At 61.3% G+C, this 12,223-nt stretch carries 12 protein-coding genes; 10 read left to right on the top strand and 2 right to left on the bottom strand.

What is annotated here, in order from left to right:
- Positions 1-47 precede the first annotated feature (47 nt).
- A complete protein-coding gene (locus ACFP2T_RS37630; RefSeq protein ID WP_377430645.1) occupies positions 48-1,025 on the bottom strand; it encodes a hypothetical protein in 978 nt (325 codons plus the stop codon).
- Between the two features lie 345 nt (positions 1,026-1,370).
- Between ACFP2T_RS37630 and ACFP2T_RS37635 the strand changes: the two genes are divergently transcribed.
- From ACFP2T_RS37635 to ACFP2T_RS37680, 10 genes are all read left to right on the top strand, one after another.
- Positions 1,371-1,658, top strand: a complete 288-nt coding sequence (locus ACFP2T_RS37635; RefSeq protein WP_377430647.1) for a hypothetical protein — start codon at positions 1,371-1,373, stop codon at positions 1,656-1,658.
- Between the two features lie 208 nt (positions 1,659-1,866).
- On the top strand, positions 1,867-2,049 hold the full coding sequence (locus ACFP2T_RS37640) for a hypothetical protein (RefSeq protein ID WP_377430649.1): 183 nt from the start codon (positions 1,867-1,869) through the stop codon (positions 2,047-2,049).
- Between the two features lie 50 nt (positions 2,050-2,099).
- Positions 2,100-2,240, top strand: a complete 141-nt coding sequence (locus ACFP2T_RS37645) for a hypothetical protein (protein ID WP_377430651.1) — start codon at positions 2,100-2,102, stop codon at positions 2,238-2,240.
- A 76-nt stretch (positions 2,241-2,316) separates the two neighbouring features.
- Positions 2,317-2,832: an MT-A70 family methyltransferase gene (locus ACFP2T_RS37650; protein WP_377430653.1), complete on the top strand. Its 516-nt coding sequence runs from the start codon at positions 2,317-2,319 to the stop codon at positions 2,830-2,832.
- Between the two features lie 215 nt (positions 2,833-3,047).
- Complete coding sequence (locus ACFP2T_RS37655) at positions 3,048-5,348, top strand: type IV secretory system conjugative DNA transfer family protein (RefSeq protein WP_377430656.1); 2,301 nt, start codon at positions 3,048-3,050, stop codon at positions 5,346-5,348.
- 115 nt (positions 5,349-5,463) lie between these two features.
- Positions 5,464-6,327 (top strand): replication-relaxation family protein, encoded by an 864-nt coding sequence (locus ACFP2T_RS37660; RefSeq protein ID WP_377430658.1) that lies wholly within the window; start codon positions 5,464-5,466, stop codon positions 6,325-6,327.
- A gap of 106 nt (positions 6,328-6,433) precedes the next feature.
- Complete coding sequence (locus ACFP2T_RS37665; RefSeq protein ID WP_377430661.1) at positions 6,434-7,111, top strand: ImmA/IrrE family metallo-endopeptidase; 678 nt, start codon at positions 6,434-6,436, stop codon at positions 7,109-7,111.
- An 11-nt stretch (positions 7,112-7,122) separates the two neighbouring features.
- The gene (locus ACFP2T_RS37670) at positions 7,123-7,467 is read left to right on the top strand and encodes a helix-turn-helix domain-containing protein (protein ID WP_377430764.1); all 345 of its coding nucleotides are present in this window, start codon (positions 7,123-7,125) and stop codon (positions 7,465-7,467) included.
- A 2-nt stretch (positions 7,468-7,469) separates the two neighbouring features.
- Positions 7,470-8,888, top strand: coding sequence for a tyrosine-type recombinase/integrase (locus ACFP2T_RS37675; protein ID WP_377430663.1), 1,419 nt, complete (start codon positions 7,470-7,472; stop codon positions 8,886-8,888).
- 254 nt (positions 8,889-9,142) lie between these two features.
- Positions 9,143-10,573 carry an ApeA N-terminal domain 1-containing protein gene (locus ACFP2T_RS37680; protein WP_377430664.1) on the top strand — a complete coding sequence of 477 codons (1,431 nt, stop codon included), beginning with the start codon at positions 9,143-9,145 and terminating at the stop codon, positions 10,571-10,573.
- A 34-nt stretch (positions 10,574-10,607) separates the two neighbouring features.
- On the opposite strand, the gene ACFP2T_RS37685 is transcribed toward ACFP2T_RS37680, so the two are convergent.
- Positions 10,608-12,212 (bottom strand): recombinase family protein, encoded by a 1,605-nt coding sequence (locus tag ACFP2T_RS37685; RefSeq protein ID WP_377430666.1) that lies wholly within the window; start codon positions 12,210-12,212, stop codon positions 10,608-10,610.
- Positions 12,213-12,223: the final 11 nt, after the last annotated feature.

The raw sequence follows: 12,223 nt of genomic DNA on the forward strand, positions 1-12,223 counted from the left end.
AGACAGCGAGTTGTCCCCGCTACCTCGACCACAGCCGTAACGCGAGCCTACGAAGGGCAATCAGGGATACTCCAATCGGTGTGATGATTGTTCTCGCCGGGCTTGTCGCCGTTCATGAATGTGTTTGCTGGCGCGTAGTAAGCGTTATTCCAGGGCTCACTTGCCAGTCGATACCAATAGCCGTCGGGGTCTAGACTCGGCAAGGAAGGCGCGTACAGCTTGCAACTTACTTTCACCTTCTGCCACGGCTTTACTTTAGGGCCGTCATTGCCGGACGGGCCTCGCGGATCGCTGTAGACACTCGCACCTTTCGAGCCCTGCATAGCGTCATACAACTTACCCGATGCCGTGGCCTCGACGGTAGGCGATGGCTCTGTTGCTACTGGCGGGCTCGGAATGTTGCGGGCGTCGTCCGCCGTCCCCGCCCGAATCACAAATATAAGCAGGGGGATTGCTACCGCCGCCAAACATACGAGGATTACGGCCAGCAGGCAGCCGCGCGGGCCACGCACGAGAGGCATGATGCCTGGCTCGGGTACCAGTGGCGTCTCAACGTCGAGCTGACTATCGAGGGAAGGCTGTTCGCCATCGTCCGGCAGTTCCGTTTCCTGCATTGCGCCGTCCGAAGTAACCGGCATCACCGGAGGCGGGGAAGCGCGCAAACTGGCCTCAAAGTCAGCAAGGATACGGTTCATCAAACGGCGTGACGTGCGCACTGATGGACGCGGTTCTGTCTTTCGCCTAGAAAGCCACTCCTGGCGATCCGTCAGATCAGGCAACCAACTTGTCGGATCATCGTGGATGTTAAAGCTGGCGCGGGCCACTACCTTGTGCTTTTCCCTAGGCAGTTGTTTAATCAGCCGGTCTAGCTGCCAGGCCACCTTCTTGCGCACCAGCTCGGGGCCATCAAATGGCTTAATATGCCACAAGGCGCGCAGGTCTTCGCCGAGGAATGAATAAAGATCAACCCGGCGTACGCCCTCATTATGACTCAGTGCCTTCAACTTCTTACCTATCGGCGTCATTGCCGGAACACCTCACACTGTCCCCCACCATCAAGTAGGCAGACGCTACTAGATGTAGGCCAGTGGGTACAAGCAGCTATAGAACCGACATAGCGGGCAATCCCGGACGAGTTGGGCCGCATATTCGGCAGGCGGGCACCGGTCAGCGGTGGCCAGTAGCTGGCCAGCGCCGAGCAGCGTTGGCCGATGGTTGGCCGATCGCCTCCCTGACGGTCAATAAACGGCCCATTCAAAGCAAGCGCTTCACTAGTAATGCGGATTGTGTTCTGGTGATAGCAGTGCTCCATTAAGCACCTACCAATCCGTTGACACCCTGTGTCTGCATGAAAGGCAGGAGCAGAACAAATGTCGGGAGAGCTGGAACGCCGAGCCATCGGCTTCGGCATCGAAAGCCGCGCGCTCAAGGCGGTCGTACGCATTGGCGCTGAGACCAAGGTCGCGCAGACATACATCCACGCCAAAAGCGCCGTGGGTGAGTTCGCCCTCAGTGAGGTCGGCTACCTCAAGGCCATACAGCGGGAGTACGAACAGGTCAACCCGGATGCGGCCGACGCTATCGCCCTCATCGTGAACACGACTATCCAGGGCATAGCCCGGTCGGTCAGCCAGTTCGGCAGCGAGTTCGGCCGATGATCTTCGTGTGGGTCATGATGCTGCTGGTCGTCGGGTTCACCCTCGGGCGGCTCTACCAGTGGCTCAAGGACGAGCTGGTGGCAGCTGGCCGACAGATGGATGGGCCAACGGCATCTGTCCGCGACACAATGTCCGACATCGCTGCTCAGACGCGCCGGGCAGAGGAACGGATACGGCGGACTACCCAGCACCGACGGCCCAGTCCGCGATGAACAATATGCCGTCGCCGGACTCATGGCGGCAGAAGGTATTCCAGTCCGTTCTGCTGCTGCTCGTCATCGCCATTGCCGCCCGCATCATCGCGGACATCGTGGCACCGCTTGTCCCGGCCTTGATCATCATCGCCATGCTGTGCGTCATGGGCTGGCTGGTGATCGGCCGACGCCGGTAGTAGGACATTCCTGGAACACAACGATCCACGAAAGGGTGGACGGGACTTCTATGGCCCGAAAGGGCAGACGCCGCATCGTCGGCAAGTGGGCCACCATTGAACAGGCGTACCGCGAGAAAGAGCTGCGGGCGTTGCTACTGGACCTGCGCCGGGAATGGACGCGACGCAAGAACGAAAAGAAGAAGCGCTGAGGGCGACCTGCCCGGAGCCGGGTTGAGTGCGGTTCCGGGCAGGCTGCCACAACGACCTTGAGGAGGACTATTTGCATTGACCAGACGCTACCGCACGATTCTTGCCGATCCGCCGTGGGATTTTCAGCAAAAAGGGACACGCGGAGCCGCGCAGCATTACCGGCTCATGCTCCTAGAAAGAATCTGTCGCTTGCCTGTAGAACAGCTAGCCGAGGACGACTCACACCTGTGGCTATGGGTCACCAACGCCACCATTCACGTAGGCGAACAAGTCATTCGCTCCTGGGGGTTCTCGTACCGATCCTGCTTGACGTGGATCAAACCAAGGCTTGGGCTTGGCGTCTACCTTCGTAATCAAACGGAGCACTTGCTATTGGGCGTCCGCGGTCGGGCGCCAGTGCTCTTTCGCGGTCAAGGGTCGTGGTTCTACGCACCGCTCCAGGAACACAGCCACAAGCCCGAGGAGCAGTACGCCATCATCGAACGCTGTTCACCCGGACCCTACGCTGAACTGTTCGCCAGACGGAAGCAGCCCGGTTGGGATGTCTGGGGCAACCAGGTGGATCCGGATTTCGAGCTGTACGAACGCTGACCATTCCACAACAAAAGCATCTTGACAGGCCTGTCTTGGCCGGGCATAAGGATCAGTAGGGGTCGTCAACACCGACGCCCAAGAACGGGCAACCGCGTGCGGCGCTTCAGCCGTCCAGCTTCCCCTGAACGATATACCAACGACCTAAGGAGCACAGGAGGACTTATGCGGCAGCGCATCTCTGTTCAAGATGTCCGGATGCTGGAGACACCGGGATGACGACATCGATTCTTCTGCTATTGCTCAGCAGTGGCTTGGCCGTAATCGCCATTGTCATAGCCGCCCGCTGGCTGGATTCGCGGGCGTGGCGCCGGAGCTTGGTCGCGTACCGGATCGTCCTTCCGACGAATCTCTCGGTGGACGACGTTGCCGCATGGCTTGGCACAACAGCGGCCAGCACCCATGCGCAGCGCTGGGCGCTGCTTCCGCTTCCGCCGGTTGTTTCGGAGATTCGCGCCACCGGCCAGGGCGGCATCGAGCATTTCCTCCTCGTTCCGAGAACGCTGCGCGGTGCCGTCCTGGGCAACCTCCGGGCAACCATCCCCTCCGCTCGCCTGACCGAAGACGACGAGTACCTGCGCACTCGGCCACGTTGCAGACTCGCAGCCGAGGCCGTGATGACGAGCTACCACCGGCCTTTGGCGGGTGAGCGGGCCGAGACAACCAGCCGCGCCCTGCTGGCTTCGCTACAACCCCTCGGTCCCGGCGTTGCCGTCTATGTCGCTTGGATTTTGACGAGCGCCGGCACCCCGGCGCCTGTCCGCCAGCCGACGGGCAGACAGACAGGTAGAGAGCTGCCGTGGTGGCTGGAGGACCAGTCATCCCGTGATGCCGATGATGTCCGTGCCGCGCGCCTGAAGCAGCGTGACCCGCTACTGGATGGCTGCCTGCGGGTTGGCGTCGTCGCCGTCCGGGCCAAGGACGCCCGGGCCGCCTTTGGCCGAGTCTGGGGCGCGCTGCGCAACCAGAACGCCGCCGGAGTCCTCATCGTCCGCCGCTGGTGGATACCCGCAGCTTGGGCAGCTCATCGAATGGCTGAACTCGCGCTCCCCGTCGTCCGGTGGCCGATGCTGCTCTCGGCCCGCGAGCTGGTAGGGCTGCTGGGCTTTCCCTTGGCGGGCGTGCAGCTTCCCGGCCTGCCGCGGGCCGTCGCCCGGCAACTGCCGCCGCCGACCAGCATGCCAACGCACGGGACGGTCGTCGCAACTGCGTCGTACGTCGGTATGACCGGAAGGCCGCTGGCGCTACGAACGGACGACCGACTCCGGCATATGTGGATCATCGGGCCGGTGGGCGTTGGCAAGTCAACGCTGCTTGCCAACCTCATCCTCCAAGACGTCCGGGCCGGGCGCAGCGCCGCTCTCCTTGATCCGAAGGGAGACCTGGTGGCCGACGTACTCAACCGTCTCCCAGAGACACGCCGCGATGACATCGTGGTCGTCTCGCCGTCCGAAACGGCTCATCCCATCGGCCTAAACGTACTCAATGCCGGCCACGGCGAGCATGCCCGCGAGTTGGCGGTCGACGCCTTGGTGCACCTCATGGCGAGCCTCTGGCGCAGCTCCTTCGGCCCCCGCACGGCTGACGTGCTACGCAACGCCTTGTTGACACTGACCCACACCACGTCGGCCGACGGTCGCGCCAACACTCTGCTGGAGCTGCCCGAAGTCCTCATGCATCAGCAGTTCCGTACGTTCATCCTGGCCCAGCCCACCGTGCCGGAGATGGTGCGGCCGTTCTGGGCCAGTTATGACCAGATGACCGACACAGCCCGTGCTCAGGTCATCGGACCGTCGCTCAACAAATTGAGATCGTTCACGACCCGAACAGCTCTCCGCCTAATGCTGGGCCAGTCCCAAGGCGTGCGGCTCGACGAACTGTTCACCAAGCGACGGGTGTTCCTGTTCGACCTGTCCAAGGGGCTGCTGGGTACCGAGACCGCGGCACTGCTGGGCTCGCTCATCATGGCCGGGCTGTGGCAAGCCACCTTGGAGCGCGTCACCGTCCCGGCCGACAAGCGGCACCCGACATTCATATATCTCGATGAGTTTCAAGACTTCCTTCGACTCCCAATCGATCTTGCTGACATGCTGGCCCAGGCCCGGGGTTTAGGTGTCGGCCTGGTGCTTGCACACCAGTACCTTGGCCAACTCACCGACGACGTGAAGACGGCCGTTCTTGGAACGGCCCGGACTCAGGTGGCCTTCCAGGTGGAAATGGACGATGCTCGATCCCTTGCGGCTCGCTTCGCACCGCTTGCCAAGGAGGACTTGACCGGGCTGCCCGCCTACGAGATCGCCGTACGTCCCTGCATCGACAACAGCACCCATGCCCCCGTCACTGGCCGAACCTTGCCGCTATCCGAACCGGCGACGGACGGTGCTGCCCTGGCGGCTGCCAGCCGAACGCGGTACGGCGTCCCCAGGGCTGAGGTTGAGGCCGCCATCCAGACGCGCGTGACCCCGCCAACGTCTCGCGAAGGGTTCGGCCGTCAACGGAAGGGGGGCGACAAATGATCGAGCAAGCTGTTGTTTTCGATGTTCTTTTCGCCTGCCGACTCACAAGCCCCCTGACCTCTGTCAACTCCACCCCATCGCCAACGACAAGCCATACCTCCCATGGAGGTATGGCATGAAGCCGCCAGCGCTACCCGCACCGCTCCCCCAAGACCGCCCTGAGGGCGCGTCCGCGACGAAACGAATCAGCTTCAAGCAGGTGGAGTGGGTACGGGCACGGCTTGCTGAGCGAGACTGGCAGATCATCCATGCCATCGACCAGCTCCGGGTAGTAACCGGCGAGCATATCGAGAAGCTCTTGTTCGCCGATCTCGCCTCGGCGCGAAGCCGGGTCGTGAGCCGGGGCCGCGTGCTGCGGCGCCTGGTCGCGTGGCATGTGCTCATCCCACTGGATCGGCGCATCGGTGGCCCTGGGCGGGGCTCATCGAAATCAGTGTTCGCCCTCGACAGTCTCGGACAGCGGCTCCTCACTCATCGGCAGCAGGCCGAAGGGCAGGCCAGACGCGTCCGGCGGCCGGGCACACCGACCGAGCGCTCGCTGCGGCACGCGCTCGCTGTCTCGGAGCTGTACGTACGCCTCATCTGTCTCGGCCGCCTCCAGGGCTTCATGGTCGCCGAGTACAGCGTTGAACCGCGGTGGCCGGATGGCGTCGGCGGCCAGCTCGGACCGGACGCGTACGTGCGCTTGGAGCTAGGCGACGTCGTCGACCATTGGGCAATCGAGGTGGACCGCTCCACCGAAGCCCTGGAAACAACGCTTCGGCGGAAGCTCACGGCCTACCTGGACTTCGCACGTCGTGGCGGCCAGCTCCGGACACATGGAGTGATGCCGCGCGTGCTGGTGTCTTGTACCAAGGAAGGGCGTCCGGAGGCGGTGGAGGCTCTGGTGCGTCGCCTGCCGTCACCAGCCCACGCCCTGTTTGCCGTTGTGCAGCATGACGAGGCGAGCGCCTTCCTATGGACATCGCTGCAGAGCTGAGTGACCGCCGTTACTGAGCGGCCCACTACGACAGAAAGGAGCAAATATGACAGCAAGAACTTGACTCTTCACTTGAAGCTACGCAAAGTCTATATGAAGGAGGCCTATGACCAGCACAAACATCCCCGTTCCAAGCGACATTCTGTTACAGGTACGCAAACTGCTGCCAAAAAATCCTATGAATTATAACCAGGCACGTATCGTTGCCGAAATGCAGGCCGGGTGCCTACGTAAAACGCTGCGACTCAGCCAACCGACCCTGCCACTCGACTGGATCGAGCAGATCCCAGGCGTCAGCGTTATGCTTGTAACCGCGAGCGACATGGAAAGACGGACCAAGACCCCGGCCTCCAGCGGCGCCACAGCCATCGGCGAGGACGGGTCATACCGCATCTACATCGCCGAGAACAACAGCCGTACGCATTGCCGATTCACACTATGCCACGAACTCTTCCATGTCATTACCGGTCCATTCGAGTCAGAGATCTTTAGCGACTTCGGACACGGCGACAGCGAGCTTCATAAGCGCCGCATCGAACGGGTCGCCGATCACTTTGCCGCCAACTTGCTCGTACCGAAAGGTCTGCTGTGCAAGGCCTGGGACCTACCGGTGCGCGGGCTCGCAGAACTCGCCGGAATATTTGGCGTCTCCGAGGACGCCATGCGGATACGGCTGCGAACCGTGGGTCTCATCCGGAGTGGGCTAACTAAGGAGATGTTTTACCGAACTCCCGCCTACGGACGTTATGAACTGGAAATTGCTTTAAAAGGAGGTGAACGATGACAGATACAACAATGAAGTCCAGCGTTATCTACGCATGTGGGCGCGCCGTGCCCCTTGAGCGCGGCCGACTCGCCCGCGACTGGTTCAGACCCCACCCGGATGCCACCCGCAGGCTGTTACTGCGTCAAGCCAGCACAACGGGGCGGCAGGACACCCACCAACCGGAAAGACAGGAGTCGCAGGTACTCCTCACAGTGGCCGAGGCCTGCCAACGGCTACGCATCAGCAAGTGGATGCTCCAGCAGCTCATCAATCGGCGCCAGCTTCGGAGCGTGAAGTTGGGGAGCCGCAGGCTCATACCCGCCAGCGCGATAAACGAGCTTCTCGACCGGCTTAGTGCTCAGGAGGCGCTATAGCAATGGCCGGGCGGAATGGCGGCGGCGAGGGGAGCATCTACCTGCGCAAGGACGGCCGGTACGAGGCCGCGTTGTGGGTTACTACGGCGAGCGGCATCCGGAAGCGCCGGCGCATGTACGGCAAGACTCGCAAGGAAGTGCATGCCAAGCTGATCGAGGCCAAGGCTCAGGCACAGAGAGGAGTACCGGCACCAGAGCGGAGCTGGCGGCTCGGCGATTACCTGGACCACTGGCTGACGCGTGCCAAGCGACGACCGCTCACCTACCATCGTCACGAATCAATCGTCCGCCTTCACCTCAAACCAGGACTGGGCCACTACCGGCTTGATCAGCTATCGGTCCAGAGCGTACAGAACTTCCTGGACCGGCTACTCGCGGACGGCAAACCGCCCGCCACCATTCACCAGGTACGCAAGGTGCTCAGCGCAGCACTCACGTACGCCATGCGGCAGGAACTACTGTTCCGCAACGTCGCCCGATTGGTCGAACTGCCGCGCTACAGGCCAAAGGAAGCCCGCCATTGGAGCTTCGAGGAGACGATTACATTTCTCGACGCCGCGAAGGGCGACCCGTTCTATCCCGCATTCGTACTCCTTGCTCTCTACGGGTTGCGCAAGGGTGAGGTCGCGGGCATCAGGTGGTGCGATGTGGACTTTACGCATAACGTGCTGCGGATCAGGCAGCAAGTACAATGCATCAACCGCACACTGCGACAGGTCGAGCTCAAGACAGACTCCAGCGAAGGCGACGAACCGCTTTTAGCAACCGCACGGCAGGTGCTGCTGGAGCGACGCGAGGAGCAGGCTGCGCAGGTCGTGGCCTGCGCTTCATCTGGCAAGACCTGGCAAGGCACCGGAACGGACACCGAGTTGGTCTTCACTACCAGGAACGGCCGACCGGTCGATCCTCGAAACATTGAGCGTTCGTTCCACCGGATCCGTGAGCGGGTTGGTCTGTCTCGCATCACACCTCATGGTTTGCGTCACAGTAATGCGACGGGCATGAAGAACAACGGCGTACACGATCGGGATATTCAAGCCGTACTCCGACAGAGCACTTTACAGGCTACCGGCATCTACCAGCACGTGGATATGTCGAACAAGCGAAAGGCCCTCGAATCCATGGAGCAAGGCCTGTTTGGCTCACTGGTTGTCGCTGGCAGTAGCGTTAGCCGTCAGAATCAGCCGTCAGGTCAAGAAAACACCCCACCGGCAATGCCTGGGTGGGGTGTTTTCTTTGGTGGCTCCTCCCAGACTCGAACTGGGGACACAAGGCTCTTCAGCACGACCGATGCCAGCCTATCGGATCGCATTATCTCTATAAACACGGCTGTACGAACACGTGGGCGCGCGTGGGTATTTGGATGCGTTGCCGTCAAATTTAGCCGTCAATTCGAGGAGACGTCATGCAGTGCCAGATAGCTCCACGGAGTCAGCTCGGGAGTGGGGCAAGCGCCAAGCCGAAGCCGCTCCTCCTTGGTCGGAATCGAAATGGCAGCGTATATGCGCAATTTTGCGGTTCGAGATTGCAACACCCCAATCGGGGGCCGCCCCGCCAGGAGAGACCCAGATGGATGACCATCCAGGGCCGGGAGACGCCGTAGCCTCGTGAAGGCACCCTCAAATCCTGCGTCTGCACCCACACCTCTCGCCGGTTTTGTCCGCTAGGAGCGATCATGAGGAAGATTGACGAGCTCGGGCTGTTTTGGCTACACGGACATCCGGAGGACAGACTGTCTGGGCGTCTGCGGCTCGACCCAACAGGCGGCATAGACCTTGCTCTCGTCGGAGCGTTCGGCCACGCCCAAGACTTGAACGGTGAACCGGCCGAACGCATCCTCGGATGGCTTGGCACAGACCGGGTGACGCTGGACCAGGCTTTCTTGACCTTCAACAGCCGACCAAGCTCGGGTGTGTCGGAGACCCGCTACCGAGTGAACCGGCTATTCATCGGCCACCAGTTCGAAGCCGGCGAACTAGCGTTCAAGACAGTCAGAGTCGCTATAAGTGATTTGGACAGTTGGGTCGAGACAAGTGGTATAACGTACCATTGGAACCACGAAAGCGACCGGCCCGACGTCTCTCGGCTGAAGTACGAGATGAACTTTGTCCCGCCACAGACCGAGACACATCTATTCTCTCGGGGCCGCCTATCAATTGCCTACTCTTGGAAAGAGGATGGCGATCCAATTCACGGCATCGCTTTCAAGCAGTGGCCTATCATCAAAATCGAGTACGACGAACTCCAGCCATTTCGAGTCATTCAGAAGGATGTCGGCCGGATACAAAGCCTCGTGACGCTTTGTATTGATGAGCGAACGACAGTAGACGCCCTAGTACTGAACCGACCTGACGTCAGAACTAGATTCCTTAGTGGTGACGATGCAGGTGAGCAAGCCATCGAATTCCTTGCCCCTCTCCTTCGATACATAGATCCTGCAGAGCGTAAACCGCGCCATCGGTTCGAAATGCTAGTCGGCTATAAGGAACTCGGCGGCATTGCGGCTATAGCAAGGTGGCTCGACGCATCCGAGCGCTTCCAGCGGCCCTTGGATTCCTTCATGAGTACGAAGCACGCCGGGCAGATGTTCACCGAGAACCGATTCCTCAATGTCACGTTCGCAGCTGAGGCATTTCACGAAGTTACTCAAGGTAGCCCCTACATGGAGGATGCGGAGTTCCAGGCACTCCTAGAGACATACCTTGCAAATACACCAGCTATGCATCATGACTGGTTGTTGGGAAAGGTCCAGTACGGCAATGAACCGCCGCTCCGGAAGCGCCTGCACCAACTCGCAACGAGATCCGCAGCAGCAACCCGTCCCATCATCGGAGAAAAGGGGCGATGGGCGTTCATCATCTCAAGGGTTCGCAATGAATTGACCCACTTGGGATCCGGCTCACGATCGTTCGATAGCCGCCATTTACTATCCCTCACCGAGTCCGTCTTCGCCGTTGTCCGGATTTGCATGCTACTCGAATCGGGTGTCTCGATCGAGACACTTACCAAGAAAGCCGATTCTGCGAGCCGAGGTTGGTACCAAGACCGCCTGGGGCGCACGCTGCAGAAGATTTGGGCCAACACCCGACGGTCGCCTCAGCCGTAGACCTCCATCAGTTGATTTGCGGAGGCTGCAACGGTCACTCCTCCCGCCAGACGGGCTCTAGGCGATCTGGGTCCCAGGAGCGGTGGCCCTGCTTGGCGGGGTGAACGAGAACACACACGAGGGCTTCCTTGATGTACGTCCGCTTCTCCGCCAGGGTCAGGCCCGGCCAGTCTGCCTGTAGTCGTGGGGGCTTGCTGACGCTACCAAACTGGCGCGAAAGCCACTGCTCACGCCCGCTGGCCAAGTCTTTCTCTTCCCGCTCCAACTCGGGTAGGAGAGCAAAGTATCGGGCATTGGAAATCTTCTGCGGTCGAGCGCGCCAAGCCGCAGTGAGGTCCGCAATGCTGGCACGGACTTCGCGCAATTCGGTTTCACGAGGCCACGCCTTGGACCTAACGTTGGCTCGCCGCCGCCGTGCCTCCGACACGTACTTAGCAATAACCGCCTCGGTAATCCATTCGTCGGTCTTCGGTCCGAAGACCGACATGCCGCCACAACCGCCTTCCTTCTTCAGGCGGCAGATGTAGTGAAAGTCCCCCTCGTTCTTGGCCTGCTTCGCTGGCACCTTCGACGCCTTGAGCGGCTGCCCACAATCCGGTTTGGCGCACCGCAGCACGCTCGTCAACAGGTACTTGCGGGTGTTGAAGTCGTGGGCATGGTTGGCGTGCTCACCGACAACCGCTGCCACCGCTTCCCATTCGGCTACCTCCAGAATCGGCTTCCACTGCCCGATAACCGGCTTACCAGCGGGATCACGCACGATCTCCCAGTCCCGGTAGTTCTTGCCGGTCGTCTCGCTGACGCCGTGGACAAGGCGCGCCCGGTAGCCACACAGGCGGGGGTTGCGCAACATCCCGACGAGCGTTGCCCGGACCCACGGCCGGCCCGTCGGCGTGACGATGCCCTTATCCCGCCATTCAGCCAGCACACCACCGACTGGCACGCCCTTGAGCAGCCGCAGCACGCCAGCCTTGACCACTTCGGCCTCCGCTACGTTGAGCGTCCGCTTGTCCTTGTTCCAGCCGAAGGGACGGCGACCACCGGCCGGGATGCCTGCCTGTTGCATGGCAACGTGCTTCCGCCGCACCCGTCGGGCGGTGTCCGCAGATTGCTTGTTGTTCGTCGCTACCACGATGCGTGCCACCGTCCGGCCGTTGTCCGTGAGCAGGTCAAGCGTGCCAGTGATGTCGATGATCGGCCGCCCGAAGTGCTGCACCACTTCGATGCAGTCTTCGAGGTGACGGTTGTCCCGCGTCAGCCGGTCGATGTCGTAGACGATCAGACCGTCAATCCGCTGGCCGTTGGGGGCAACACCCTTCTTGAGGTCGTTCAGCGCGCCTTCGAAGACCGGCCGTACGACCCGGTACACCGACCGGCCGTCGGGCAGCACTATCCGGCGGCGCTTGTACGCCGTGGTGTTGGGCTCCTCGTAGGTGAAGACGTAGTTGCCTTTGCGGGAGCTGACGTAGGTGCCACAGTCCTTCTCCTGCTCCTCACGCCCCTTAATGTCCCGCCCCGTCATGTAGCCCTTGCGCTCCTCGCTGTCCGCCTCCGTCTCGTAGGACAGCCGCACCAGGCCACCGAAGTTCATGCCCGCCAGGTCGCCCCAGTGAGCACGTTCGACCAGCTCAGCCAACATGTGCCGATCGT

The organism is Plantactinospora solaniradicis (assembly GCF_042658085.1).
Classification (GTDB): domain Bacteria; phylum Actinomycetota; class Actinomycetes; order Mycobacteriales; family Micromonosporaceae; genus Plantactinospora; species Plantactinospora solaniradicis.